General features: G+C 68.9%; 27 protein-coding genes and 1 tRNA gene. 15 read left to right on the top strand and 13 right to left on the bottom strand.

Annotation, left to right across the window (positions count from 1 at the left end):
• Positions 1-119: 119 nt before the first annotated feature.
• The 4 genes from pyrC to ruvX form a co-directional block, all read right to left on the bottom strand.
• Positions 120-1,424: a dihydroorotase gene (pyrC, locus tag ASD47_RS20505; RefSeq protein WP_056760464.1), complete on the bottom strand. Its 1,305-nt coding sequence runs from the start codon at positions 1,422-1,424 to the stop codon at positions 120-122.
• Between the two features lie 133 nt (positions 1,425-1,557).
• Complete coding sequence (locus ASD47_RS20500) at positions 1,558-2,559, bottom strand: aspartate carbamoyltransferase catalytic subunit (protein WP_056760459.1); 1,002 nt, start codon at positions 2,557-2,559, stop codon at positions 1,558-1,560.
• Between the two features lie 9 nt (positions 2,560-2,568).
• Positions 2,569-2,697, bottom strand: coding sequence for a hypothetical protein (locus ASD47_RS27745; protein ID WP_230983920.1), 129 nt, complete (start codon positions 2,695-2,697; stop codon positions 2,569-2,571).
• Between the two features lie 24 nt (positions 2,698-2,721).
• Complete coding sequence (gene ruvX, locus ASD47_RS20495; RefSeq protein WP_035081601.1) at positions 2,722-3,216, bottom strand: Holliday junction resolvase RuvX; 495 nt, start codon at positions 3,214-3,216, stop codon at positions 2,722-2,724.
• Positions 3,217-3,416: 200 nt separating this feature from the next.
• Here ruvX and gatC point away from each other — a divergent pair, with 200 nt between their 5' ends.
• From gatC to ASD47_RS20480, 3 genes are all read left to right on the top strand, one after another.
• Positions 3,417-3,704, top strand: a complete 288-nt coding sequence (gatC, locus tag ASD47_RS20490; RefSeq protein WP_056760456.1) for an Asp-tRNA(Asn)/Glu-tRNA(Gln) amidotransferase subunit GatC — start codon at positions 3,417-3,419, stop codon at positions 3,702-3,704.
• The gene (gene gatA / locus ASD47_RS20485) at positions 3,704-5,176 is read left to right on the top strand and encodes an Asp-tRNA(Asn)/Glu-tRNA(Gln) amidotransferase subunit GatA (protein ID WP_056760453.1); all 1,473 of its coding nucleotides are present in this window, start codon (positions 3,704-3,706) and stop codon (positions 5,174-5,176) included. The genes gatC and gatA overlap by 1 nt, the downstream gene beginning before the upstream one ends.
• Before the next feature lie 97 nt (positions 5,177-5,273).
• Positions 5,274-6,125: a class I SAM-dependent methyltransferase gene (locus tag ASD47_RS20480; protein WP_056760450.1), complete on the top strand. Its 852-nt coding sequence runs from the start codon at positions 5,274-5,276 to the stop codon at positions 6,123-6,125.
• 92 nt (positions 6,126-6,217) lie between these two features.
• Here the strand turns inward: ASD47_RS20480 and ASD47_RS20475 are convergent, their stop codons facing one another.
• Positions 6,218-6,820, bottom strand: coding sequence for a hypothetical protein (locus ASD47_RS20475; RefSeq protein WP_056760445.1), 603 nt, complete (start codon positions 6,818-6,820; stop codon positions 6,218-6,220).
• Between the two features lie 209 nt (positions 6,821-7,029).
• Between ASD47_RS20475 and ASD47_RS20470 the strand changes: the two genes are divergently transcribed.
• The 3 genes from ASD47_RS20470 to ASD47_RS26760 are packed head-to-tail and all read left to right on the top strand — an operon-like array spanning position 7,030 to position 9,079.
• Positions 7,030-7,425, top strand: a complete 396-nt coding sequence (locus ASD47_RS20470; RefSeq protein ID WP_056760442.1) for an endonuclease domain-containing protein — start codon at positions 7,030-7,032, stop codon at positions 7,423-7,425.
• 30 nt (positions 7,426-7,455) lie between these two features.
• A complete protein-coding gene (gene gatB, locus ASD47_RS20465) occupies positions 7,456-8,955 on the top strand; it encodes an Asp-tRNA(Asn)/Glu-tRNA(Gln) amidotransferase subunit GatB (protein WP_056760438.1) in 1,500 nt (499 codons plus the stop codon).
• A 25-nt stretch (positions 8,956-8,980) separates the two neighbouring features.
• The gene (locus ASD47_RS26760) at positions 8,981-9,079 is read left to right on the top strand and encodes a hypothetical protein (RefSeq protein ID WP_156402348.1); all 99 of its coding nucleotides are present in this window, start codon (positions 8,981-8,983) and stop codon (positions 9,077-9,079) included.
• 58 nt (positions 9,080-9,137) lie between these two features.
• Here ASD47_RS26760 and ASD47_RS20460 read toward each other — a convergent pair whose 3' ends face one another.
• On the bottom strand, positions 9,138-9,503 hold the full coding sequence (locus tag ASD47_RS20460; protein WP_056760433.1) for a hypothetical protein: 366 nt from the start codon (positions 9,501-9,503) through the stop codon (positions 9,138-9,140).
• A 179-nt stretch (positions 9,504-9,682) separates the two neighbouring features.
• Entirely contained in the window at positions 9,683-10,237 is a 555-nt protein-coding gene (locus ASD47_RS20455) for an RcnB family protein (RefSeq protein ID WP_056760431.1), read from the bottom strand.
• 223 nt (positions 10,238-10,460) lie between these two features.
• On the opposite strand from ASD47_RS20455, the gene ASD47_RS20450 reads away from it, so the two are divergent.
• Both ASD47_RS20450 and ASD47_RS20445 read left to right on the top strand, forming a co-directional pair.
• Positions 10,461-11,186: a glutathione S-transferase N-terminal domain-containing protein gene (locus tag ASD47_RS20450; RefSeq protein WP_056760427.1), complete on the top strand. Its 726-nt coding sequence runs from the start codon at positions 10,461-10,463 to the stop codon at positions 11,184-11,186.
• A gap of 194 nt (positions 11,187-11,380) precedes the next feature.
• Complete coding sequence (locus ASD47_RS20445) at positions 11,381-11,659, top strand: sel1 repeat family protein (RefSeq protein ID WP_035081619.1); 279 nt, start codon at positions 11,381-11,383, stop codon at positions 11,657-11,659.
• Positions 11,660-11,701: 42 nt separating this feature from the next.
• Here ASD47_RS20445 and ASD47_RS20440 read toward each other — a convergent pair whose 3' ends face one another.
• Positions 11,702-12,454: a polysaccharide biosynthesis/export family protein gene (locus ASD47_RS20440; RefSeq protein WP_056760425.1), complete on the bottom strand. Its 753-nt coding sequence runs from the start codon at positions 12,452-12,454 to the stop codon at positions 11,702-11,704.
• Between the two features lie 85 nt (positions 12,455-12,539).
• Here ASD47_RS20440 and ASD47_RS20435 point away from each other — a divergent pair, with 85 nt between their 5' ends.
• The 5 genes from ASD47_RS20435 (at position 12,540) to ASD47_RS20415 (ending at position 17,313) form a co-directional block, all read left to right on the top strand.
• Positions 12,540-14,039, top strand: coding sequence for a GumC family protein (locus ASD47_RS20435; protein ID WP_056760422.1), 1,500 nt, complete (start codon positions 12,540-12,542; stop codon positions 14,037-14,039).
• Between the two features lie 90 nt (positions 14,040-14,129).
• Positions 14,130-14,831 (top strand): hypothetical protein, encoded by a 702-nt coding sequence (locus ASD47_RS20430; RefSeq protein ID WP_056760418.1) that lies wholly within the window; start codon positions 14,130-14,132, stop codon positions 14,829-14,831.
• Between the two features lie 69 nt (positions 14,832-14,900).
• Positions 14,901-16,115: an O-antigen ligase gene (locus ASD47_RS20425; RefSeq protein ID WP_056760537.1), complete on the top strand. Its 1,215-nt coding sequence runs from the start codon at positions 14,901-14,903 to the stop codon at positions 16,113-16,115.
• Positions 16,116-16,169: 54 nt separating this feature from the next.
• Complete coding sequence (locus ASD47_RS20420; protein WP_056760414.1) at positions 16,170-16,529, top strand: DUF1304 domain-containing protein; 360 nt, start codon at positions 16,170-16,172, stop codon at positions 16,527-16,529.
• Positions 16,530-16,608: 79 nt separating this feature from the next.
• On the top strand, positions 16,609-17,313 hold the full coding sequence (locus ASD47_RS20415; RefSeq protein WP_056760412.1) for an FABP family protein: 705 nt from the start codon (positions 16,609-16,611) through the stop codon (positions 17,311-17,313).
• Positions 17,314-17,319: 6 nt separating this feature from the next.
• Here ASD47_RS20415 and ASD47_RS20410 read toward each other — a convergent pair whose 3' ends face one another.
• Genes ASD47_RS20410 through ASD47_RS20395 form a run of 4 tightly spaced genes read right to left on the bottom strand, consistent with a single transcriptional unit; the run spans position 17,320 to position 21,997 of the window.
• Positions 17,320-18,093: a polysaccharide deacetylase family protein gene (locus ASD47_RS20410; RefSeq protein WP_056760409.1), complete on the bottom strand. Its 774-nt coding sequence runs from the start codon at positions 18,091-18,093 to the stop codon at positions 17,320-17,322.
• A complete protein-coding gene (locus ASD47_RS20405) occupies positions 18,093-19,034 on the bottom strand; it encodes a glycosyltransferase family A protein (RefSeq protein WP_056760406.1) in 942 nt (313 codons plus the stop codon). The genes ASD47_RS20410 and ASD47_RS20405 overlap by 1 nt, the downstream gene beginning before the upstream one ends.
• A complete protein-coding gene (locus ASD47_RS20400; protein WP_056760404.1) occupies positions 19,031-20,473 on the bottom strand; it encodes a lipopolysaccharide biosynthesis protein in 1,443 nt (480 codons plus the stop codon). The genes ASD47_RS20405 and ASD47_RS20400 overlap by 4 nt, the downstream gene beginning before the upstream one ends.
• A gap of 9 nt (positions 20,474-20,482) precedes the next feature.
• Complete coding sequence (locus tag ASD47_RS20395) at positions 20,483-21,997, bottom strand: exopolysaccharide biosynthesis polyprenyl glycosylphosphotransferase (RefSeq protein ID WP_056760401.1); 1,515 nt, start codon at positions 21,995-21,997, stop codon at positions 20,483-20,485.
• Positions 21,998-22,128: 131 nt separating this feature from the next.
• Between ASD47_RS20395 and ASD47_RS20390 the strand changes: the two genes are divergently transcribed.
• Positions 22,129-22,219: transfer RNA gene (locus tag ASD47_RS20390), tRNA-Ser, on the top strand.
• Between the two features lie 145 nt (positions 22,220-22,364).
• Positions 22,365-23,618 carry a site-specific integrase gene (locus tag ASD47_RS20385; protein WP_082564719.1) on the top strand — a complete coding sequence of 418 codons (1,254 nt, stop codon included), beginning with the start codon at positions 22,365-22,367 and terminating at the stop codon, positions 23,616-23,618.
• On the opposite strand, the gene ASD47_RS20380 is transcribed toward ASD47_RS20385, so the two are convergent.
• Complete coding sequence (locus tag ASD47_RS20380) at positions 23,578-23,841, bottom strand: helix-turn-helix domain-containing protein (protein ID WP_056760396.1); 264 nt, start codon at positions 23,839-23,841, stop codon at positions 23,578-23,580. The two genes, ASD47_RS20385 and ASD47_RS20380, sit on opposite strands and share 41 nt — an antisense overlap.
• Positions 23,842-23,910 lie beyond the last annotated feature (69 nt).

Below are 23,910 nucleotides of genomic sequence, written 5' to 3'. Positions count from 1 at the left end.
CAAGCCGCGAACGTCTCCATCCGACCGTCTCCCTCTCACAAGGAGACACCCTCAGAATCCCGTTCGGACCAAAAATCCATATGCGATTCCCCTGCCCACAGGGGGAGGGACGGAGGGCCTTACCCCTCCGCCCGATGCACCACGCGGCCGTCGACGATCGTCATCAGCACCTGCCCCTGCAGCCGGCGACCGTCGAACGGCGAGTTCTTGGACTTCGACAGCAGCTTGCCGGCGTCGATGATCAGCGGGGCGTCCAGGTCGCACAGCACCAAGTCGGCCGGGGCGCCGGGGGCGATGCGGCCCGATTGCAGGCCGATCAGGGCGGCGGGAGCCAGGGTGACGGCGCGGATCAGGTCGACCAGCGGCAGGCGCTCCTCGTGATAGAGGCTCAGCAGGGCCGGCAGCAGGGTCTCCAGACCCACGGCGCCGGGGGCGGCCTCGTCAAACGGCAGGCGCTTGTCCTCGGCCGGGGCCGGGGCGTGGGCGCTGACCACGATATCGATCAGGCCCGAGGCCAGGGCCTCGATCAGCGCCTGGCGGTCGTCCTCGCCGCGCAGGGGCGGGGTGACCTTGGCGAAGCTGCGATAGTCGCCGATGTCCAGCTCGTTGAACGACAGATGGTTGATCGAGACGCTGGCGTGGATCCTCAGCCCTTTTTGCTTGGCGCGGGCCAGGGTCTCCAGGGCCTGGGCGCTGGTGACCTGGTCGACCAGCAGCCTCCCGCCCGTCGCTTCCAGGAGCGCGACGTCGCGCTCCAGCATGATCCGCTCGGCCATCGGCGAGATCGAGGGCAGGCCCATGCGGCCGGCGAACTCGCCGCCGGTGGCCGCGCCGCCCTTGGCCAGCCAGGGATCCAGCGGCCGGTGGGCCAGCAGGGTGTCGAAGCCGCGCGCATAGGTCAGGATGCGCTGCATCACCTTGCTGTCGACGATCGGCCGGTCGGCGTCGGTGACATAGACGCAGCCGGCCTCGCGCATCAGGCCGATCTCGGCCATCTGCTCGCCCTTCAGCCCCTTGGTCGCCGCCCCGGCGCACAGGATCCGGGCGGCGTCGATGTCGCGCGAGCGGCGCAGGATGAAGTCCACGACGCTGGGGTCGTCGACGGCGGGGTCGGTGTCGGGCTGGACGACGAAGCTGGTCACGCCGCCCGCTGCAGCCGCCTTGGCGGCGCTGGCCAGGGTTTCCTTGGTCTCGGCCCCGGGCTCGCCAGTCTTGACCCGCAGGTCGATCAGGCCGGGGGCCAGCATGGCCCCGCCGCAGTCGATGACCCGGACGTCCTTGGACAGCTTGCCGAACTCGCGGCCCTTGGCGACGTCGGCGATCACGCCTTCGGAGACGATTACCCCGCCGGGGCCGTCATAGCCGCTCTCGGGGTCGACCAGGCGTGCGTTGATCAGGGCGAGGGGAGGCGTGGGACCGTTCATTGGCTGATCTCGATATGCCCTGCGTCCTTCGAGGCCCGCTGCGCGGGCGCCTCAGGATGAGGAGCTTTGTGGCCGCTAACATCCTCATCCTGAGGTGCGAGGCGCAGCCGAGCCTCGAAGGACGCAGAGCCTCTCACTTCCCATGCTCCTCGAGCCGATGAGCCAGGCTCGCCAGCACCGCCATACGGGCGGCGACGCCCATCTCGACCTGGTCCTGGATCAGGCTGATCTCCGGATCGTCGGCGACGTCGGAATCGATCTCGACGCCCCGGTTCATCGGTCCAGGATGCATGACCTTGGCCTTGGGCGCGGCCTTGGCCAGCTTGTCGCGGTCCAGGCCGTAGAAGCGGAAGTATTCGCGGGTCGAAGGCACGAAGGCGCCCTGCATCCGCTCCAGCTGCAGGCGCAGCATCATCACCACGTCGACCCCGGCCAGGCCCGCCTTCATGTCGTGATGGACGGTGACGCCCCAGCGCTCGGCCTGGGCCGGCATCAGGGTGGGCGGGCCGACCAGCCGGACGCTGGCGCCCAGCGTGTGCAGTAGGGCGACGTTCGAGCGGGCCACGCGGCTGTGCAGCACGTCGCCGCAGATCGCCACGGTCAGGCCAGAGACCCGGCCGAAGGCGCGGCGGATCGACAGGGCGTCCAGCACCGCCTGGGTCGGGTGCTCGTGCTGGCCGTCGCCGGCGTTGATCACGCTGCCGCTGACCTTCTGGCTCAGCAGGCTGGCGGCGCCGGACGAGGCGTGGCGCACCACCAGCAGGTCCGGGCGCATGGCGTTCAGGGTCACGGCCGTGTCGATCAGGGTCTCGCCCTTGGTGATCGACGAGGTACGCGGGCTCATGTTGACGACGTCGGCGCCCAGGCGCTTGCCGGCGATCTCGAAACTGGACTGGGTGCGGGTGCTGTTCTCGAAGAACAGGTTCATCAGCGTCCGGCCCTTGAGGATGTCGAGGGACTTGGTCGTCTGGCGATTGAGGGCGACGAAGGCGTCGGCCAGGTCCAGCAGGTCGGTCGCCTGCAAGGCGTTCAGGTCGCCGGCCGACAGGAAGTGGCGACGGGGAAACGAGAAGATGCGCTGACGGATCGTCTCGATCGGGTCGGCGGGCTCATGGGGCGGGGGCTTGGCCGTCATGAGTGGGCGTCATACGGGGCTTTGGGCGGGGAGGGAAGGATTCGTCGGTCGCCTTGCGTCCTTCGAGGCCCGCTTCACGGGCGCCTCAGGATGAGGAATTCCAATACTAAGCTCCTCATCCTGAGGTGCGAGCCGCAGGCGAGCCTCGAAGGACGCAGGGCGTCAGAACCCCTTGCCCGCCGCTTCGTTGATCCCCCGGATCCGCTCCAGCGCCCCCTGCAGGATCCAGCCGGCGGCCATCTTGTCGACCACCTCGCCGCGGCGTTTGCGGTTGACGTCGTGCTCGTCGATCAGCACCCGGGTGACGGCCGCGGTCGACAGGCGCTCGTCCCAGAAGGTGATCGGCAGGTCGGGGTTCAGGCGCAGCAGGTTGCGGCCCAGCGCCCGGTTGGACTGGCAGCGGACGCCCTCGGTGCCGTCCATGTTCATGGGCAGGCCGATGACGATGCCGACGGCCTTGCGGCTGTCCATCAGCTGGAACAGGGTCTTGGCGTCGTCGCTGAACTTGCCCTTCTTGATCAGGGCCAGGGGACTGGCGACGGTCAGGGTGACGTCCGAAACGGCCACGCCGATGGTCTTCTCGCCCGGATCCAGGCCGACGATCGGCCGATAGTCGGGAAGGGCGGCGGCGAATTCGGCGATGTCGAGAACGGGCATGGCCCACTCTTACGTCCTCATCCTGAGCTTGTCGAAGGACGAGGACGTCGCACAGCGCGTCAACCTCGTCCCCGTGGCTGGCTCCGCCAGCCAAAACTCAAAGGGGCGACGGGCTCAGGATGAGGTTGAAAACAAACACCGCGCCTTGAAACCCTGCCGTCAGCCGGCTAACCCACACGCTCGAATTTCAGGAGGCCCCCATGGCCATTGACGCCGCCACCGTGCGGAAGGTCGCGCGGCTCGCCCGCATCGCCGAACCCGAAGAGCGCATCGAGGCCCTGGCCCAGGAGCTCAACGGCATCATGACGTGGATCGAGCAGCTGGCCGAGGTCGACACCGACGGCGTCGAGCCGCTGACCAGCGTCGTGCACGCCGGCCTGCCGCTGCGCGACGACGTGGTGACCATGGGCGGCGACGCCGACCTCGTCACCGGCAACGCCCCCAAGTCGGCGGGCGGCTTCTTCGTGGTCCCCAAGGTGGTCGAATAATGAGCGCGCTGACCTCTCTCACCCTGAAGGGCGCGCTGGACGGGCTGGCCGCCGGGGACTTCACCTCGGTGGAACTGACCCAGGCCCATATCGAGGCCGTCGAGGCCGCGCGCGGCCTGAACGCCTTCCTGGTCGAGACGCCCGACCAGGCCCTGTCGATGGCCGCCGCCTCGGACGCAAGACGTGCTCTTGGCGCCGCCCGCCCGCTGGACGGTATTCCGCTGGGCATCAAGGACCTGTTCTGCACGCAGGGCGTGCCGACCACGGCCGCCTCGAAGATCCTCGAGCCGTTCGTCCCATCCTACGAGTCGACCGTCACCAGCCAGCTGTGGCGCGACGGGGCGGTGATGCTGGGCAAGCTGAACCTGGACGAGTTCGCCATGGGCTCATCGAACGAGACCAGCGCCTATGGTCCCGTGGTCAATCCCTGGCGCAAGGCCGGCTCGAACCAGGCGCTGACCCCGGGCGGCAGCTCGGGCGGCAGCGCCGCGGCCGTGGCCGCCGACCTGTGCCTGGGCGCCACCGCCACCGACACCGGCGGCTCGATCCGCCAGCCAGCCTCGTTCACCGGCACCGTGGGCATCAAGCCGACCTACGGCCGCTGCTCGCGCTGGGGCACCGTGGCCTTCGCCAGCTCGCTGGACCAGGCCGGCCCGATCGCCAAGACCGTCGAGGACGCCGCGATCCTGCTGACCTCGATGTCGGGCCACGATCCCAAGGACTCCACCAGCCTGGACGTGCCGGTTCCCGACTTCGCCGCCTTCGTCGGCAAGTCGGTCAAGGGGCTGCGGATCGGCATCCCCAAGGAATACCGCGTCGACAACATGCCGGCCGAGATCGAGAAGCTGTGGGCCGACGGGATCGCCTGGCTGAAGGACGCCGGCTGCGAGATCGTCGAGATCAGCCTGCCGCACACCAAGTACGCCCTGCCGGCCTATTACATCGTGGCCCCGGCCGAGGCGTCGTCGAACCTGGCCCGCTACGACGGCATGCGCTACGGCCTGCGGGCCGAGGGCGGCAACCTCACCGAGGTCTACGAGAACACCCGCGCCCAGGGCTTCGGCGACGAGGTCAAGCGCCGCATCCTGATCGGCACCTATGTGCTGTCGGCGGGCTATTACGACGCCTATTACCTGAAAGCGCTGAAGGTGCGCCGCCGCATCGCCGAGGACTTCGACAACGCCTGGGAGAAGGTCGACGCCATCCTGACCCCGACGGCGCCGTCGGCGGCGTTCGGCCTGGGCGAGAACAGCAACGACCCGATCGCCATGTACCTGAACGACGTGTTCACGGTGACGACCAACCTGGCGGGCCTGCCGGGCCTGTCCCTGCCGGCCGGCCTGGACGCCAACGGCCTGCCGCTGGGCCTGCAGATCATCGGCAAGCCGCTGGACGAGGGGACGGTGTTCTCGGTGGCCGGGGCGCTGGAAAAGGCGGCGGGATTCAACGTCAAGGCGAAGAAGTGGTGGTAGGCTAGTTTCGAGCCTGCCATCCTCCTTCCTTCCGTCCAGGAGGAATCGTCTTGAAGTCCGTGACGTCTTCGTCGCCTCTCAGGCGGTCGGGCAGGCGATGACGCCGCTCTTTCTGCGGAAGGCCGCGGGCCTGCTGCCTCCGCCGTTTCGCCGGGCCGCGTCGGGCGCGATGCTCGACCTCATGAGCCTGCCCGTCCGGCTGGCGGATCCCGAACGCCGCGGCGATTCCTGGCAGAGCGTCCACAACGTCGGCGGCGGCGATTTCGCCCGTGCCGGCCGCGAGACCCTGGCGCTGTTGATCGAGCATGCCGGCCTCGACCGTGACAGCCGCGTTCTGGATATCGGTTGCGGCACGGGTCGGATGGCCATGCCGCTGGCCGCCTGGCTGGGGGACGGCGCCGGCTACGTCGGCTTCGATGTCTCCAAGTCAGCCATCTCCACGTGCAGGCGAACCCTCGGCGCGCGGCGACCCGACTTTCGCTTCGTTCACGCCGACGTCAGAAATCGGGAATATCGGTCTGGCGGCTCGATCGCCGAGACGGCCTTCGAGTTTCCGGTCCAGGACGCGTCCGTTGACGTGGCCTTCGCAACCTCCGTCTTCAGCCACATGACGCTGGACTCCATCAGCCACTATCTGGCCGAGACGCGACGGGTGTTGAAGCCGGGCGGACGTTTCATGTTTACCGCCTACGCGCTGACGCCCGAGCGAATTGCCGCGATCCAGCAAGGGCAAGGTCATCTGGACTTCAAGCCCTGGCGGGACGGCGCCATGGTGATCGACCCCAAGTCCCCGGAGCGGGCCATAGCCCATCCGCTGGCCAGCCTGGTCGCCGCGATCCGCCAAGGCGGCCTGGATCTGCCGGCCGACGTTCTCTTCGGAGGCTGGCTGCCGCCGACCCGGTACGGCGGCGGGCAGGACCTGTTCACGGTTCGCAGGCCAGCGGTCTGATTTCGTCGCAAGGCGCGGCGCTAGGAACGAGCGATCAAGAAAAAGGGCGGTTCCGGGAGGAGCCGCCCTTCTCTTTTAGGCTTGCGCCACGATTACATCGGCGTGGCCGGCGTGGCGGGGACCGCCGCCGGAGCGGGCGTTGGAGCCGGAGCGGGGGCGGGGGTCGACGCGGCCGGGGCGGCGATCACCGGCGCCGGGGCGGGCGCGGCGACCGGGGCCGGAACCGTGGCGCTGACGTTCTCCGAGGCCGAGCCGGCGTCGGGCGCGGTCTCCGGCGCCGCGCGGCGGGCCGGGGCGCTGCGACGGGCGGGCTGGGTCACCCGCGGCGGCGGCGCCGTCTCGGCGCGAGCCACCTGGGTCGGAGCCGGGGTCGCGGCGGGCGTGGCGGCGGCGGGCGCCGGGGTCGGCATCGGGGCCGGCGGCTGGGTGGTGGGCAGGGGCTGGGCCTCGGCCACCTTGGCGACCGGCGCCTCCCCCGTCGTCGGGGTCTGGGCCGGACGGCTCATCAGCCCCCAAGCCAGCCCGCCGGCGGCGACGGCCAGCACCGGCAGGCCGATCATCAGCGGCAGGTTGGACGAAGACTTCCTGGTCGGCGTGCGAGCATAGACGGGCGCGCTCGGAAATAGAGCCGAAGAGTCCGCCGTGGTCGCGGGGGCGACATAAGGTTCGCTAGCATCGAGGTTCAGAACAGCCATGATTTCCTCCTGCGAGTTATTCGCGTTCGAGGAGTCAACGAGAGGTGACCCTAGCGGTTCCGGTTGGCCAGGAATGACCTCTAGTTTGACAAGAAGTGGTCATTTTTCCAATTGCCCGAAAGTTCCATTTCAGCGTCGCCTTTCCTCGATCGTCCCTCCCCCTTGCGGGGAGGGTGGCCCGCGCAGCGGGTCGGGTGGGGGATCGAGCCATGAGCGTCGAACGCGCGAGAGCGCTAAGGAAGGTGATGAGCGTGCAGGAAGTTCGCCTGTGGGTGCGGCTCCGGTCGCTGCGAGCAGACGGCTTTCACTTCCGGCGGCAGGCGCCGCTGCTGGGGTATTATCCTGACTTCATCTGCCTCGGCCGACGCCTCGTCGTGGAAGTGGACGGGCATCACGAGGAACTGGAACAGGCTGCTCACGACGCGTATCGCGACCAAGTTTTCCGTCGCTCGGGCTTCCAAACCTTGCGCTTTCCGACCCGTGCGGTGCATGAGGATATCGACGCGGTCGTGGGCGTGATTTGTCAGGCCCTGAGCGCAGCGAGCCCCACCCGACCCCTTCGGGGCTACCCTCCCCACAAGGGGGAGGGAAGGGATCTAAGTTAATGGCCGCCTTATGTGGCCAGGAATTGAGACATGACCGAAACCGCCTCTTCCAAAGTGATCCAAGGCCGCACCGGCCCCTGGGAAATCGTTCTCGGCCTCGAGGTCCACGCCCAGGTCGCCAGCGTGTCCAAGCTGTTCTCCGGCGCCGCCGTCGGCTTCGGCGCGGGGCCGAACCAGCAGGTCAGCCTGGTGGACGCGGCCATGCCCGGCATGCTGCCCGTCCTGAACCGGTTCTGCGTCGAGCAGGCGGTGAAGACCGGCCTCGGGCTGAAGGCGCAGATCAATCTGAAGAGCCGCTTCGACCGCAAGAACTACTTCTATCCCGACCTGCCGCAGGGCTATCAGATCAGCCAGTTCGACCAGCCGATCGTCGGCGAGGGCGTGGTGACCGTCGAGCGCGACGACGGCACGACCTTCGACGTGCGCATCGAGCGCCTGCACCTGGAGCAGGACGCCGGCAAGTCGCTGCACGACCAGGATCCGAACGCCACCTATGTGGACCTGAACCGCGCGGGCACGGCGCTGATGGAGATCGTCTCCCGGCCCGACATGCGCAGCTCGGAAGAGGCCGCCGCCTACGTCAAGAAGCTGCGCACGATCCTGGTCTATCTGGGCACCTGCGACGGCGACATGGAGAAGGGCAACCTGCGCGCCGACGTCAACGTCTCGGTCTGCCGTCCCGGCGACTACGAGAAGTTCCGCGAGACCGGCAGCTTCAGCCACCTGGGCACGCGCTGCGAGATCAAGAACGTCAACAGCTACCGCTACATCCAGCAGGCCATCGAGTACGAGGCCCGCCGCCAGATCGAGATCCTGGAGGACGGCGGCAAGATCGACCAGGAGACCCGGCTGTTCGACCCGAACAAGCTGGAGACCCGGTCGATGCGGAGCAAGGAAGAGGCGCACGACTACCGCTACTTCCCCGATCCGGACCTGCTGCCGCTGGTGCTGGATCCCGCGTGGGTGAAGGCGATCGAGGACACCCTGCCGGAATTGCCCGACGCCAAGAAGCAGCGCCTGCAGAGCCAGTACGGCCTGTCGGCCTACGACGCCGGCGTGCTGATCATCGAGGCCGACCGCGCCGACTATTTCGAGGCCGCCGCGAAAGGCCGCGACGCCAAGCTGGTGTCCAACTGGGTGACCAACGAGCTGCTGTCGAAGCTGTCGGCCGGCGGCCACGAGATCGCCAGCTCGCCCTTGCCGCCGGAAGACATCGCCCAACTGGTCGAGCTGATCGAGACCGGCGTCATCAGCTCCAAGATCGCCAAGGAGGTCTTCGAGCACATGTGGGCCGGCGAGGGCCGTCCGGCGCAGATCGTCGAGGCGCGGGGCCTGGTGCAGATCAACGATACCGGCGCCATCGAGGCGGCGATCGACAAGCTGATCGCGGCCAATTCCGACAAGGCGGCGGCCGTGAAGGAAAAGCCCCAGGCCATCGGCTGGTTCGTCGGCCAGGTGATGAAGGAGACCGGGGGCAAGGCCAACCCGGCCACCGTCAACGAACTGCTGCGGAGCAAGCTGGGGCTTTAGGCGCCGTGCGTCCTTCGAGGCTCGGCTGCGCCTCGCGCCTCAGGATGAGGAATTCAGCAGCAACAAAGCTCCTCATCCTGAGGCGCCCGCGCAGCGGGCCTCGAAGGACGCAGTGAGGCTGTAAAAGACAAAAGGGCCCGCCGCTCGCGCGACGGGCCCTTTTCACGAACGGAGCGGCGGCCTTACGGCTTGGGCGTGTCCGTGGTCGAGCTGGCGGACGGGTCGGTTTCGGAGCCGGCCGGCTTGTGGTGCTTCTTGGCCTTCTTCTCGGACTTGGCGTCGGCGGCGGGGGCCGAGGCGTCGGTCGAGGTGTCCGAAGCCGTGGCGGAGCTGGGCGTGCCGCTGGCGCTGGCGTCAGCCGCCGGATCCTGGGCCGGGGTGGCCGCCGGGTCCGTGCCGTAGGACGGCGAGGTCGTGGACGAGGAGGGCGCGCTTTGGGTGGTCTGCGCGGTCGGGTCGGTGGGCGCGGTTTGCTGAGCCAGGGCCGACCCGGCATAGCCGGCGAGGGTCAGTGCAGCGACGGCGGCCGTGAGGCGGAGCTTGGTCATGGAAGCGTCTCGTTACTGTCGCGTCGGAAAGTGACACGGCCGCCACGCTGACCTGGGAATGCGGTGGGAATAACTCGCCAATCGGGCGATTTCGCCGCATACGCGGCCAGGATGTGGCGAATGGCGACGCTTACCAAGAGTTTTGGAAAACGTCGCCAGACGCTTCAGGTCGACATCGCCTAGTTGTTGATTATGTCGAAGATCAGTCCGGTGGCGATCGCCGCCAGGACATAGTCGTTACCGGCGCGGTACCAGTAGTAACCGCGGGGCGGCGGGCGCAGGCGATAGTATCCGTAGTCGTGGATGACATAGCCGTTGCCGCGATAATAGGGCGGCAGGTAGCCGCCGCGTCGCCAGGCGTTGTAGCCGGGGCGATAGCCGGGGTGACCATAGTAATGGGCCGGCGGCGCGCCATAGCTCCAGCGGTTGTTGTAATAGTAGCCGTTGTAGCGGCGGCCGTCCCAACGGTCCCGGCCATCCCAGCGATCGCCACGGTCCCAGCCGTTGTGACGGCCGTTGTCGTGGCGGCCGTCCCAGCGTCCGCCGCGATCGTCCCAGCGGCCGTCATGGCGTCCATCATGGCGGCCGCCGCGATCGCCGCGATCGCCGCGGTCTCCGCGCTCGTCGCGATGGCCCCAGCGGCCGTGATCCTGGGCGGACGCGTCGCTCGCGGCGGCGGCCATCGGCCCGGCGACGGCGGCCACGGCGGCGATGGTGAGCAACAGGCGCTTCATATCCGACGTCTCCTTACTTCGGTCGGCGGCTGTTCAAACCGCCTGATCCCTCGACCTTGAAGACAGCTTCCGCCTCGGCGGCTGAACCTGATCTGAACGGCGCCGTCAGGCTGGAGCGTGGGTGGGCTTGGCGATGGCGCTCCACGGGACCATGTTGGTGGTCAAACAAAACCTGCCTTTGGCAAGGCTTGCCTCAGGTCGTCGCGCGTCAGGGAGCGTCTGGATGAGCCGTCCGATCGAACTGTACTACTGGCCCACGCCCAATGGCTGGAAGATCTCCATCGCCCTGGAGGAGATGGGCCTGCCCTACACGATGATCCCGGTGAACATCGGGGCGGGCGAGCAGTTCAAGCCGGACTTCCTGGCCATAAGCCCCAACAACCGCATGCCGGCCATCGTCGATCCCGACGGTCCCGACGGCCAGCCGATCTCGGTGTTCGAGTCCGGGGCCATCCTGCAGTATCTGGGCCGCAAGACGGGGCGGTTCTATGGGACCAGCGAGCGCGAGCGGGTCGAGATCGACCAGTGGCTGATGTGGCAAATGGGCGGCCTGGGCCCCATGGCCGGCCAGACCCATCATTTCCGCCAGTACGCCGCCGCCATCGTCAGCGACCAGCGCCAGATCGCCTATGGCGCCATCCGCTACACCAACGAGACCCACCGGCTGTACGGCGTGCTGAACAAGCGGCTGGACGGGCGGGATTTCATCTGCGGCCAATTGTCTATCGCCGACTTCGCCTGTTGGGGATGGGTTGTGCCGTGGAAAAACCAGGGCATCATTCTGGACGAGTTTCCGCACCTGAAGGCCTGGTTCGAGCGCATGGGCGCCCGCGACGCCGTCGAGCGGGGCTTCAAGCTGGGCGCCGAATTGCGCCGCCAGGGCCTGCAAGCGCCCGGAAAAGCTCAGGAAGAAGCCCGAAAGGTGCTGTTTGGCCAGCGCGCCCGTTAACGTGCTGTATACGGCAGTTTACATTCAGTAACACCCATGAATGCGACGTAATGTCTCTAAACGATTCATGTATTCTCGGCTAAGATTCATGATGTCGCCGCCTTTAACTATATGTTCAGTGGCGATGGACTTTTCTGTTCTCGAGCCAAGCGGAGCCGGAGGGGCGAGGCGGGCTGGGAAGGGGAATTGAAGCCATGATGATGAGTATCGAACCGCCGGCCGCGATCCACGGGATTCCGCTGCCGACCGCCGACGCCTCGGGCGACGAGCTGTTCCGCATGGGCATGCTCTATTCGACCGGCCAGGGCGGCGCGCCGCTGGACTACGTGTCGGCCCACATGCTGTTCAACCTGGCCGCCATGCGCGGTTCGGTCGAAGCCAAGGTCTATCGCAAGGAAATCTCGCAGGAGATGGCCAGCGAGGACGTCGCCGAAGCCCAGCGCCAGGCGCGCGAATGGCTGGCCCACGGCTGAACCTGAGGTTCAGCCGTCGACCCCCAGCGCGGGGCGGCGGCTTCAGTTTCCGCTGAAGCCGTTGATCGCGTAGCTGAAGCTGATCGGCAGCAGGTCGCGGAAGTACTGCTGCATGAACAGGCCCGCTTCGGACACCCCGCTGCGCGGCACATAGACCACGTCGAACCGGCGCAGCGGCACCAGGTCCGCCCGGCCGCCGGTCATCCCCGACAGCAGGTTCGCCGTCCGCAGCATGGCCCGGCCGTTGGGGCCGCGACGAATGATCACCACCGACGTGCGCTTGGCCGAGGTCTTGAACCCGCCGGCCTGGATGACGGCCCGCAGCGCGTCGCTGTCGCCGGCCATGTCGAAGGCGCCCGGATTGCCGACCTCGCCCCCGACGAACACCTTCAGCGGCACCGTCGACTTGATCGACACCTGCACCTGCGGCCGCAGCAGCTGGCTGGAATAGGCCTGGGTGATCGCCGCCTCCAGTTCGCCGATCGTCCGGTCGGCCGCCATGACCGGCGCGATCAGCGGCAAAGCGACGCGGCCGTCCGGCTGGACCACCACGGACTTGTTCAGCTCGGCCGCCGAGGGCACGGTGACCTCAAGCTCGTCGCCCGGATAGAACCGGTAGTCGGGCTCCTGATCCGACCAGTCGGCATAGCCGATATCGGAAAAAGTGGCCGTCGGACGGGCCGTGGGGGTGATCGGCTCGCGGTCCACGTGGCCGCAGCCGGCCAGGCCGAGCGAGAGCCCGGTGGCCGCGAAGGGCAGGGCGAAAGCCGCCGAAAGGATGGTGCGCCTGTGCATGCGACAAGTCTTAACAGGAATGGGTAACGACTCCTTAAGCGCGCTCCGGCCAGGGTGAGACTGAGATTGAACCCATCGGATTCGCATGTCGACGACGAGCGCCTGGAGCAGTGTGCCGCATGACCCGCCGTCGCGCAGCGACTGGTCGGCGCGCGCCCGCTATGCGCCGACCGACTTCGTCACCCTGCTGTGGCGCGAGCGCTGGCTGATGCTGGGGGTGTTCCTGGCCATCTTCCTGGTGGGCCTGGCGTTCGCCACCACGATGAAGAAGACCTACAGCGCCAGCGCCAGCCTGTTCGTCCGCCTGGGCCAGGAATATGTCTACGAGCCACGAGCCGGTGACGCCGCCCGCGGCGCGGTGCCCGACGTCGATCAGGTGATCCAGTCGGAATCGGAAATCCTGGGCAGCGGCGAGCTGCGCGAGCGGGTGATCCGCAAGGTCGGCTTCGGCCGGGTCTTTCCCGGCAGCGCCGCCAAATACGCCGTCGCCTCGCCCGAGGCGAAGCGCAAGCTGATGGCCGAGGGCCGCGAGGGCCTGGCCCGCAACCTGAAGATCGAGACCGCCCCCGACAACTCGATCATTCGGCTGTCCTATTCCAACGAGGATCCGGAAGTCGCCGAGAAGGTGCTCAACACCCTGCTCGAGGAATATCTGATCTATCGCCGCAACCTGCTGATCGGCGGCGACGACAACGGGTTGGAGCGCCAGCGCGAGCTGTTCACCGAAAAGCTGGCCCAGACCGACGCGGCCTACCAGGCCTTCCTGTCGGGCAACGACATCGGCGACTTCACCGCCCAGAAGACCGCCCTGACCCAGCTGCAGGCCCAGGCCGAGTCGCAGAAATACGCCACCGAGGCCCAGCTCCAGGACCGCAAGGGCCGGCTGGCCGCGGTCGTGGCCGAGCTGGCCAGGACCCCCACTGACATGGTGCTGTACCGCGACAGCGACATGTCGGCGTCCAGCAAGCTGGCCCAGCTCAAGCTGGACCGCGAGGGCCTGCTGTCCCGCTATCGTCCCGACGCCCAGCCGGTCCGCGACATCGACGCCCAGATCGCCCAGCTGCAGCAGGGCGTGTCGTCGGGCCGCACCAACGGCGAGGGCGCGCGCCGCAGCGGCCCCAACCCGATCTGGCAGACCCTGCAGTCCACCCGGAACGACCTGACCGCCGAGGTCGCCGCGCTCCAGCAGTCGCTGAACGCCTACACCCAGCAGATCCAGGACGTGAACCAGCGCCTGCTGCGGCTCTCCGAGCTGGAGCCCACCTTCAACCAGCTGTCGCGCGACCGCGACGTGCTGTCGTCGAACGTCAAGGACTTCACGGTCAAGGAACAGCAGGACCAGGCCCAGCGGCAGATGTCGGCCGAGGGCAGCGACAACATCCGCATCGTCCAGCGCGCCGTGGCCCCGTCGACCGGCAAGAGCCTGAAGAAGCCGGTCATGGTGCTGGCCTTCCTGTTCGCGGCCTTCACCGCCGCCTGCGCCGGCCTGGTGCGCATGCTGCTGCGGCCCGGCCTGCAGACCCCGGCGTCCGCCTCGCGCACCCTGGGCCTGCCCGTGCTGGCCACGGCCAACTACAAGCGCTGAGGCTTGCAACCCTGAGCGCTTTCGTCGCCTTTCGCGCGAGCGCGTTTGGCCCTTAAGGTAAACGGACTTCAACGCGCGGCGATTCGGCGAATGGTGGATTTGAACGTCGAGATGGCGGAGCTGTGGGGGTCCCTGGGCGCCCCTGCGCCCGGCCGCGCGCACGTCATCCAGTTCGTCGCCGCCCGACGCGGGGAGGGGACCTCGACCGCCGCCCGCGAATTCGCCCGCTTCGCCGCCAAGCGGGCCGGCCGCAAGACCTGGCTGATCGACGTGGACCTAGTCACCTCGCCGCAATACCAAGCCATCGCCGCCGACCCCGAGCGCTATGGCCAGCTGGGCGGCGGGACGCTGGCCTCGCCCGACGGCTCGGCCTTCTTCACCGTCCAGCCGCCGGCCCCCAAGCCGGACGGCGGCGTCTGGCCCGACGCCAAGTACCTGACGGCCCACAGCGTGGGCGGACCGCGCTTCTGGGTGACCCGCTTCAACCGCGAGGCCCTGCGCGGCCGCCAGAAGGCGCACATCCTGCCCGGCGTCGAATACTGGGCGGCCCTGCGCCGTCACGCCGAGATCATCGTGGTCGACAGCCCGTCGGCCGATCGCTCCCAGGCCGCCCTGACCCTGGCCCAGCACATGGACCAGACGGTGCTGGTGGTCAGCGCCCAGCAGCCCGACGTGCGGCCGCCGGGCCTGCTGCGCGACGCCCTGGCCTCGGCGGGCGGACGCACCGCCGGCGTGTTCTTCAACCAGGCCTCGGTCCAGCCGCCGAAGTTCCTGAAGGCCATCCTGCCGTGAGGGCTCTACCGTGAGGACTGGGCCGTGAGCGTCGTGCGCGGCGCGGCGCCCGTCGCGCCCGCCCGGCTGATGTTCTCGCAGATCGCGCTGTTTGGCCTGGCCGTCTTCGCCTTGCTGGTCTTCAGCGGCGGCTGGGAACTGCCGGCGGTCGGCGAGAACGCCACCGAGGCGGGCTCGGCCATCCTGCGGGTCGGCTATCTGCCCGCCTACGCCGCCGGTTTCGCCCTGATCGCCTTGCGGCCGGGCGCGACCCTGCGAGTGGTGATCCGCCAGCCGTTCCTGGTGGCCCTGATGGTGGTGGCCGTCGCCTCGATGTTCTGGTCGGTGAATCCCGACCAGACGGTGCGGCGCTGCTTCGCCCTGGTCTGCACCACCCTGGGCGGCGTGGCCCTGGCGGCGCGGTTCCGCTGGCCGCAGCTGGCCGAGGTGGTGGGCGCGGCCTTCGCGGTGCTGATCGTCGCCTGCTTCGTCGTCTGCCTGGCCGTGCCGCGCATCGGGGTGATGACCGAGCTGTTCCCCGGCGCCTGGCGCGGCCTGTGGCGCGAGAAGAACGGCCTGGGCGGCCTCATGGCCTTCGGCTTCTGCATCCTGTCGGCGGCGGCCCTGCTCAACCCCAGGCGCGCCCGGCTGTGGTGGACCTTTGCGGGGCTGGCGGTGGTGCTGGTGCTGATGTCGACCTCCAAGACCTCCTTGGTCTCGCTGGTGTTGGGCGCGGGGGCCGTCGGCTTCGTGCTGGTGGCTCGCCGCGGCCCGGCCGTCGGCACGGCGGCCACCTGGGCGGGGGTGACCGGCGTCGTCCTGCTGATCGCCTTTTCCCTGTTCGCCGCCGACGTGTTCTTCGCCATCCTCGGCAAGGACGCCACCTTGACCGGCCGCACCAAGATCTGGAGCGCGGTGATGCGCGAGATCGAGGACCGTCCCTGGCAGGGCTATGGCTACTCCGCGGTATGGGGCGACAAGAGCGGCTGGGGGCCGTTCGCCTGGATCAGCAAGAACGCCGGCTTCCAGGCCCAGCACGCCCACAACAGCTGGCTGGAGCAGTGGCTGGGCCTGGGGCTGGTGGGCCTGATCGCCTGGGGGCTGTTCTACCTGCAGACCATGACCCTGGCGGTGATCGCCGTCTTCCGTGACCGCGGCGCGCTGTTGGCCTTCCCGTTCCTGGTCGTCTACAGCCTGGTGTCGCTGACCGAGAGCATCGCGGTGGTCTACAACGATTTCCGCTGGGTGCTGTTCGTGGCCTTCGCCGCCAAGCTGGCCTTCCCGGACCGCGAGATCCAGGCCTAAGCGTTGCTTTGGGGGACGAACCGGGTCTCACTCCCACCTTTGGAGGGACAACCCATGCTGCTGGCCGCCCAGATCGTCACCGGGATCGTCGCCCTGATCCATGTCTATATCGTCCTGCTGGAGACGGTGCTGTTCGACACCCGGGGCAAGCGGGTGTTCGGCCTGACCGACCAGGCGGCGGCGATCGTCAAGCCGGCGCTGTCGAACCAGGGCTGCTACAACGGCTTCCTGGTCGCGGCCCTGGCGCTGGGCCTGTTCTGGCCCGACGACGTGACGGCCAAGGCGTTCGCCTTCTACGGCCTGGCCTGCGTGGCCGTGGCCGGCGTGTGGGGCGGCCTGACCGTCAAGCGCTCGATCCTGCTGGTCCAGACCCTGCCGGCCATGGTGGCGCTGGCGCTGTGGTGGATGGCCTAGGCGCTTTCCGCCCCGACCTGGGCTTGACGCCGAAGGCCTTGCCGCTAGAGGCAATGCCCGAGCTTGGCCCGAGGACCCGATGATCGATTTCCCCGAAGACATCTTCAGCGAACCCGAGGACGTGGATCCGGACACCCTGGCCAATCTGGGCCCGCTGCGGCCGCTGGCCGGGGTCTGGGAAGGGCGCAAGGGCGTCGACCTGAACCCGAAGGCCGACGGGCCCGAGCGGCGCGACTATCTCGAACGCATCGAGATCCAGCCGATCGACCCCCAGGCGAACGGACCGCAACTGCTCTACGGCCTGCGCTACCACGTCCATATCGTCGCGTCGGACGAGGACACCACGTTCCACGACCAGGTCGGCTACTGGCTCTGGGAACCGGCCACCGGCCTGATCATGCAGACCCTGGCCATTCCGCGCGGACAGGTGGCCCTGGCCAGCGGCCGCGCCACGCCGGACGGCGCCGGCCTGGTCGTCCGGGCCGAGCGGGGCGGTCCCGGCTACGGGATCTGTTCGGCCGACTTCCTGGAATGGGCGTTTCGGACGGATTCCTATGAGCTGGAGGTGCGCTTCGACGCCGACGGCGGCTGGTCGTACGTGTCCACCACCATGCTCCAGGTGCGCGGCCGCACCGCGCCGTTCCGCCACGTCGACCGCAACACCCTGACCAAGGTCGCCGAGCCGCGTCCCAATCCATCGGCGCGCATCGCGGCGGGTCAGGCCAGCCTGGCCGAGGCGCACGGCTTCGCGACGATGGGCGGTACGGCGAAGGAGTCGGACTGAGACGGGCTACAGCCCGATCCGCCGCGCGCCTTCGGCCACCGTCACCACGTCGAAGCCCGCCGTCAGCGCGCCGTCGACCAGCCGCTCCAGGGCCGCGGTCGTGCAGCCCCATTGCGACGGCTGGGGCGAGACGTCGTGGGTGTAGAGGATCAGCCAGGCCTTGCGCCGGTGGGCCTTGTCCAGCCAGTCCAGCGCCACCTGCTCGCCGTCCGCGCCCTCAATGCCGACGGCCGGCGCCTGATTGAGGTCGGCGCCGTTGGCGACCAGGCCATGGTGCAGGGCGCGCAGGGTCTTGAAGCGCCCGGCCAACGCCGTCTTGGCCGGCGCGGCGACATCGCCATAGGGATAGGCGAAGCTGACGGGCGCGCCCGTTCCCCACGCGGCCAGATGCCGGGCGTTGAGGTCGATGTCGGCCAGGGTCTCGGCTTGCGAGGCCTGGCCGCAGTCCAGGTGCGAGAAGGTGTGGCAGGCGATCTCGTGGCCCGCGGCGTGCAGGCGGGCGGCGTCGTCCCCGGTGGCGAAGCGACCCATCGGCCCGTCGCGCCCGGTCAGGCCGGCGGCGAAATAGTAGGTGCCGCGCAGGCCACGGGCCTCCAGCACCTGGGCCCCGGCCTCGCAGGCGGTGGCCGGGGCGTCGTCGAAGCTGAACGACACCATCGGCCGCTCCAGCTTCACCCGGGCCGGACGGCGGTGAGCCAGGCGGATCAGCCGGCGGCGGACCTTGCCCTTCAGGCTGCGGTCGGGCTCGTAGGCGTCGACTTTCTCGTGAGAGATCTGCATCAGACGGCGTCCGAATAGAGCGCGGCGCGGTAGAGCCGCAGGGCGAGGGCGCGAAGCGGCGTCGGGGCCGCCTCGTTGAGGGCGAAGGTCTTCAGCATTGGCCGCCACGCGTGGCGCAGCGGCAAGGCCTTCAGTTTCGTGGCGACCTTGTAGCTGGGATAGGCGCTGACCACGTCGCGGTGCGCGGCCACCACCCGGGCGAAGTTGCCGGCCGACTGCTCGTACTTGGCGGCCAGGGTCGCGGCGGTGTCGAGGCCCAGATGGGTGGCCGAATTGTCGATGTGCAGGATCGGATGGCGCTGGGCCACGCGCATGGCCCACTCGACGTCCTCCCAACCCCAGCCGGCGAAGCCTTCGTCGAATCCGATGGTTTCAAAGACGTCGCGGCGGACCAGCAGGTTGGAGGTGAAGACGTGCTTTTCCGGTTCCTTGGCCCGCTCCGGGGCCGGGGTGCAGTCGCTCTTCAGCGCCATGGCCCGGTGCAGCTCGTGCTCGGGGCGGCGCGGGGTCTGGTCCAGGGTGAAGCCGCCGAAGGCGACGGGTGTATCGTCCGCGGCGACGGCCGCCCAGCGGGCCAGGAAGCCGATCGGATCGGGCAGCATGTCGCTGTCGAGGAACAGCAGGTGGCGCCCCCGGGCGTGGCGGGCCAGGCGGTTGCGGCCCTTGGCGCGGCCCTCGTTGGACGACAGGGCGATCAGCCGGGCCGGCAACTTCAGTTTCTCGATGCGCGCCGCCATGCGCCGGGTCAGGGCCGCGTCGCCGCCGCCGTCGTCCAGCAACACGATCTCGGCGTCGGCGCCGGGTTCGTCCAAGGCCTTGAGCAGGGCGCTGGGGTCGTCGCGATAGGTGGGGATCAACACCGACAGGCGTGGCGCGGCGTCCTTTTGGTCCAAGGCGGCCCAGGCGGCGTTGTCGGTCAGGGTTTCGGTCACGACGGTCATGCGGGCTTCAATCGCCGTTGCAGGATGTCCAGGGCCCGGCCGCGCACGCCGCCCGCGTCGAGCGCCAGCGCCGCGACGCCGTAGACCACGGCGCCGGCGCAGGCCTTCAGGATCAACTCGACCACGCCGCCGAAGGCCGGCACGGCCAGCACGGCGGCGGCCATCAGGGCGCAGGCCAGGCCGCACCGGGTCAGGGCCGCCCATGGCACGGGCAGGGGGCAGGCCCGGCGGCCCAGGAGCGCCGCGCCGACCGCGCCGACGCCATAGCTGGCGGCGGTCGACCACAGGGCGCCGTCCAGGCCGAAGCGCGGAATAAGGGCCAGGTTCAGGATCACGTTGGCCCCGGCCGGAATGGCCATGCAGCCGATCAGCATCAGGGTCTTCCGGCCCAGGGTGAAGGCCTGCAGCAGGTAGTAGGTGGTCACGCCTGACAGCCAGCCGGCGACGGCGATCCACGGCACGACGTGGCCGGCGCCGGCGCTGAGATCGGGGCCGACCATCACCTGGGCCAGCGGCCGGCCGACCAGGGCCAGGCCGACGGCGGCGGGCAGGGTCAGCAGCACCATGAAGCCGGCCTGCTCGTGGGCGGCGTCCTTCAGGGCGGGGTGGCCGCCGCGCTCCAGCGCCGCGACCAGGGCCGGTCCGCCGGCCATGCCCAGCCAGATGAACACCACGTCCAGGGTCCGCGAGCCCAGGGAATAGCCGGCGTGATAGACGCCCACCGCCTGCTCGTTCAGGAAGGCGGCCAGCAGGAAGCGGTCGGTGGTCGACAACACCAGGGCCAGGACCAGCGACAACGCCACCGGCACGCCATAGGCGGCGTAGGCCTTGGCCATGGCCGGATCATAGCGGCCGCCCGTGGAGCGACGCAGCTCGGCCGGCAGCACGAACACCAGGCACAGCAGCGAGATGGCCCCCATGCCCAGCAGCGGCGCCGCGCCCCCCAGCCCGACCAGGGCCAGGACCAGGCCCAGCACGAAGCCGCCCACGGTCTGGACGATGTCCAGCAGGGCCGCGCCCGACACCTCGCCGGCCGCGCGGCGGCGTTCCTGCGACAGCTTGGCCAGGCTCTTGACCACCGCACCGGCGAAGGCAGCGGCGACGGCCACCTTCATCGGGGCTGACAGCGGTGCGAAGCGCAGCACGCCGGCGGCGACGATCGGCGCGACCAGCGCCAGGCCGAACCACAGGCGGTAGAGGGTGGCGAAGTGATCAGGCAGGCGGCCGTCGGCGTCCTGGCGGGCGTGGAAACGGGCCATCGCCGCCTCCGTCCAGGTCAGCAGGATGGTCTGGGTCAGGCTCAGGACCGAGAAGGCCAGGGCGTAGACCCCGTACTGCTCGGGCGTCAGGACACGGGTGAACAGGACGATGGTGAGCAGGCCAACCACGCCCTGGGCGATATTGACCGGCAGATATCCGAGTACGCCACGCCAGAACATGTTTGGTCCTCAGCGCACAGCCGACCGGTCCCCAAGCAGGCAGGGGATAGTCATGGCGATGATGTAGAGATCAAGCCAGAACGACTGACGCTCGATATATTCGATGTCCAGGGCCACGCGCTCCTGCACCTGCTCGGCGGTGTCGACCGGCCCGCGCGAGCCGTTGATCGCCGCCCAACCGGTGACGCCGGGCTTCATGCGATGGCGGTGGGCGTAGCGGGCGACCAGGGTCTCGGACTCCACGTCGCCGCTCTTCATGCCGATGGCGTGGGGGCGGGGGCCGACCATCGACATCTCGCCGCGCAGCACGTTGAACAGCTGGGGCAGCTCGTCCAGGCTGGTCTTGCGGATGAACCGGCCGACCTTGGTGACGCGGTCGTCCCCGGCGGTGACCTGGCGGGCCGCCTTGGCGTCGGCGGCCTCGTGGCGCATCGAGCGGAACTTCCAGACCAGGATCGCCTCGTTGTTGAAGCCGTGGCGACGCTGGCGGAAGAACACCGGGCCGGGGGTGTCCAGCTTGATGGCCACGGCGACCAGCAGCATCACCGGCGCGGCGACCAGCAGGCCCAGCGAGCCGATCACCAGGTCCTGGGCGCGCTTGACGAAGGCCCGGCGGGCGTCGGTGGCCGCGCCCGACAGGTCCACGAAGTGGGCCAGGGAGGCGTTGCGCTGGGCGTCGCGGTTCAGGTCGACGAACAGGCTGACCGGGTTGGGCAGCACTTCCAGGCGCTCGACCAGTTGGTCGACGCGGGCCTGGGCGGTGGCGCTCACCGCGATGATCACCCGGTCGACGAAGGGCATGATGCGGTGGCCGATCAGGGCGCCGGTGTCGCCCAGGACCGGCACGCCCAGCACCTGGGGCGGGGCGCGGTCGGCGCGGTCGTCGAACACGCCCAGCACGTTGACGTCGCCGGTGGCCAGGGCGGCGCGGATGAAGTGTTCGGCGTTGGCGGTCGCGCCCACCACCACGACGTTCGGCGTCAGGCGGCCTTCGCGACGGCCGTGGTCGACGACGCGCCACCAGGCCACATGCAGCCCGGCGGTGGTCACGGCCAGCGCCACGGCCCAGCCGGCCGCCAGGGCGACGTCCGCCTGGCCTCGTCCGAAGACCAGGGTCGCCAGCGCCACGACCACCGCGGCGGCGCCGAACGCGGCCGACACCCGCAGGGCCTGGCGGCCCAGGGTCTCGCGGCGGTGGAAGGTGTAAGCCTCCAGCATGTAGAGGGCGGGCAGCAGGGCCAGGGCGCCCAGGACCAGCGGCGCATAGTCCTCGGGCGCGGCGCGGGCGATGGCGATCGCGGCGGCGGTGACGGCGGCGAAGGCCAGGCCGTCGACCACGCGGAACAGCCGCGACAGGCTGCGCACCTGCATCCGGGCCCGGGCCGGAACCAGGCGTCCCGGCCGGAACGGACCGCGCCGGCCCTTGGCCTCGGCCAGGTCGTTGCCGATCACGACACCGGACGCCGTCGAGCCGTCCGTCGCGATGGCCGCCTCGAGTTCCGTATGTGCGATAGCAGACGACATGAAGCTCAGACCCCTTGTAGAACAGGGTTCAACCTAGCCTCGCGGTCTGAGCTTCGCGTTAACGCGGATTTTTCGAGACAGCGCGTTGTCATGCCGCCGCGAACAGGCTATCGAACCGCTCCCTCTCAGGAGGAGACGTGGCCGAGAGGCTGAAGGCACCGCTTTGCTAAAGCGGCATACCCCAAAAGGGTATCGAGGGTTCGAATCCCTCCGTCTCCGCCACCACCCCATCCATAGCCGTCCATCAGCGTCCGTGCGGGTCCGCTAAATTCCTTGTTCTACAAGGGAAAATCGCGAAATCGTGTTTGGACGCGTCCAGTCAGATCCAGCACAGTCGACGTCAGGTGAGTGGGTAGGAGTGTGGGTAGTGGCCCGGCTTCTTGAACGTCTGAACGCCCTTCAGGTCCGGCGACTCGACGCGCCGGGACTCCATGCCGATGGCGGCGGTCTGTACCTCCAGATCATGGGGGACGGCGGGCGCTCGTGGATTTTTCGCTACAGGGTCCCGGGGCGCCAGCGGCAAATGGGCCTGGGGCCAGCCCATACCGTTTCGCTCGCCCAGGCGCGCGCCGCGGCCAGGGACGCGCGCCAGCTTCGCATCCAAGGCCTTGATCCGATCGAGGAGCGTCGCAAGGCCGAGGCCGACCAAAAGCTCGAGCAGGGCAGCGGCGTCACCTTCGAAGATGCCGTGGACGCCTATATCGAGGCCAACAAGGCCGCCTGGCGAAATGAAAAGCACGTCAAGCAGTGGAAGAGCACGCTGACGACCTACGCCACGCCGCGCATCGGCAAGCTGCCAGTCGGCGAGGTGGAAACGCGCCACGTCCTGGCCGTGCTCGAGCCCATCTGGCAGTCCAAGACCGAAACGGCCAGCCGCGTGCGCGGCCGGATCGAGAATGTGCTCGATTGGGCCACGGTCTATGGCCACCGCGCAGGCGACAATCCCGCCCGCTGGAAAGGCCATCTGGACAAGATCCTGCCGGCCAAGGCCAAGGTGGCGAAGGTTCAGCACCATGCCGCCTTGCCGTATCCGGAACTCCCCGACTTCATGAAACGGCTGGCCAAGGTCCAAGGCGTGGCCGCGCGGGCGCTGGAATTTGCGATCCTGACGGCCGCGCGCACCAGCGAGGTCGTCGGCGCGGTCTGGAGCGAGATCGACCTGGTCAAGAAGGTGTGGACCATCCCCGCCGAGCGCATGAAGGCCGAACGGGATCACCGCGTTCCGCTCAGCGCGCCGGCGATCGCCATCCTCGAGGCCATGCACGTGCGGTGGCTCGAGGTCGACGCCAGGCGCTGGCGGGGCAGGGGCGCGCCGGAGCAGCCGGCCGAGCCCACCGGCCCGGTGTTCTTTGGCCTGCGGGCGGGCAAGGGCTTGAGCAACATGAGCCTGCTCAAGGTCCTCAAGGGCCTAAAGCGCAGCGACCTGACGACCCATGGCTTCCGAAGCACCTTCAGCGATTGGGCTCACGAGACCACCAACTATCCCGGCGAAATGATCGAGATGGCCCTGGCGCACAAGGTCGCCAACAAGGTCGAAGCCGCCTACCGACGCGGCGACATGTTCGCCAAGCGTCACGCCCTCATGAACGACTGGGCGAGCGCCGGCGCGCTCGCCGATTGAGCGCGTCGCCAGCCTCTTCCAGGCGATCGAGATAGGCCACCAGTTCGCTCCGGCGCACCAGCGTGCGTGATCCGTCCTTCAACACGCGGATTTCGCCGGCCGCGACCAACTCGTAGAAGCGGCTGCGGCTGATCGCCAGGCTTTCGGCGGCCTCCTTGACCCGATAGGCGAGGCGATCCGTCGCCTGATGTTGATCTTGGGCGGTGAGGTCGAGCTGTCGCATGCCGGAAACTCCGCTTGATGCGGTGAGTTTGGGGTTTGGCTTCGCAAGGGCAAGGCGCTTACCAGAGCC

The organism is Caulobacter sp. Root1472 (assembly GCF_001426985.1).
Taxonomy (GTDB): Bacteria; Pseudomonadota; Alphaproteobacteria; order Caulobacterales; family Caulobacteraceae; genus Caulobacter; species Caulobacter rhizosphaerae.
The sequence above is the reverse complement of the archived record's forward strand: the minus strand, read 5'-3'. Positions and strand labels throughout refer to the sequence as shown.

Coding starts and splice junctions, on each gene's coding strand:
- gatA (WP_056760453.1), top strand. CDS start 3,704: ATGAGCGCGCTGACCTCTCTCACCCTGAAGGGCGCGCTGGACGGGCTG.
- gatC (WP_056760456.1), top strand. CDS start 3,417: ATGGCCATTGACGCCGCCACCGTGCGGAAGGTCGCGCGGCTCGCCCGC.
- ASD47_RS20420 (WP_056760414.1), top strand. CDS start 16,170: ATGCTGCTGGCCGCCCAGATCGTCACCGGGATCGTCGCCCTGATCCAT.
- ASD47_RS20415 (WP_056760412.1), top strand. CDS start 16,609: ATGATCGATTTCCCCGAAGACATCTTCAGCGAACCCGAGGACGTGGAT.
- ASD47_RS20460 (WP_056760433.1), bottom strand. CDS start 9,503: ATGACCAAGCTCCGCCTCACGGCCGCCGTCGCTGCACTGACCCTCGCC.
- ASD47_RS20380 (WP_056760396.1), bottom strand. CDS start 23,841: ATGCGACAGCTCGACCTCACCGCCCAAGATCAACATCAGGCGACGGAT.
- ASD47_RS20455 (WP_056760431.1), bottom strand. CDS start 10,237: ATGAAGCGCCTGTTGCTCACCATCGCCGCCGTGGCCGCCGTCGCCGGG.
- ruvX (WP_035081601.1), bottom strand. CDS start 3,216: ATGCCCGTTCTCGACATCGCCGAATTCGCCGCCGCCCTTCCCGACTAT.
- ASD47_RS20410 (WP_056760409.1), bottom strand. CDS start 18,093: ATGCAGATCTCTCACGAGAAAGTCGACGCCTACGAGCCCGACCGCAGC.
- ASD47_RS20445 (WP_035081619.1), top strand. CDS start 11,381: ATGATGATGAGTATCGAACCGCCGGCCGCGATCCACGGGATTCCGCTG.
- ASD47_RS20480 (WP_056760450.1), top strand. CDS start 5,274: ATGACGCCGCTCTTTCTGCGGAAGGCCGCGGGCCTGCTGCCTCCGCCG.
- ASD47_RS20475 (WP_056760445.1), bottom strand. CDS start 6,820: ATGGCTGTTCTGAACCTCGATGCTAGCGAACCTTATGTCGCCCCCGCG.
- gatB (WP_056760438.1), top strand. CDS start 7,456: ATGACCGAAACCGCCTCTTCCAAAGTGATCCAAGGCCGCACCGGCCCC.
- ASD47_RS20395 (WP_056760401.1), bottom strand. CDS start 21,997: ATGTCGTCTGCTATCGCACATACGGAACTCGAGGCGGCCATCGCGACG.
- ASD47_RS20400 (WP_056760404.1), bottom strand. CDS start 20,473: ATGTTCTGGCGTGGCGTACTCGGATATCTGCCGGTCAATATCGCCCAG.
- pyrC (WP_056760464.1), bottom strand. CDS start 1,424: ATGAACGGTCCCACGCCTCCCCTCGCCCTGATCAACGCACGCCTGGTC.
- ASD47_RS20405 (WP_056760406.1), bottom strand. CDS start 19,034: ATGACCGTCGTGACCGAAACCCTGACCGACAACGCCGCCTGGGCCGCC.
- ASD47_RS20430 (WP_056760418.1), top strand. CDS start 14,130: ATGGTGGATTTGAACGTCGAGATGGCGGAGCTGTGGGGGTCCCTGGGC.
- ASD47_RS20450 (WP_056760427.1), top strand. CDS start 10,461: ATGAGCCGTCCGATCGAACTGTACTACTGGCCCACGCCCAATGGCTGG.
- ASD47_RS20435 (WP_056760422.1), top strand. CDS start 12,540: ATGTCGACGACGAGCGCCTGGAGCAGTGTGCCGCATGACCCGCCGTCG.
- ASD47_RS20425 (WP_056760537.1), top strand. CDS start 14,901: ATGTTCTCGCAGATCGCGCTGTTTGGCCTGGCCGTCTTCGCCTTGCTG.
- ASD47_RS20470 (WP_056760442.1), top strand. CDS start 7,030: ATGAGCGTCGAACGCGCGAGAGCGCTAAGGAAGGTGATGAGCGTGCAG.
- ASD47_RS20500 (WP_056760459.1), bottom strand. CDS start 2,559: ATGACGGCCAAGCCCCCGCCCCATGAGCCCGCCGACCCGATCGAGACG.
- ASD47_RS20440 (WP_056760425.1), bottom strand. CDS start 12,454: ATGCACAGGCGCACCATCCTTTCGGCGGCTTTCGCCCTGCCCTTCGCG.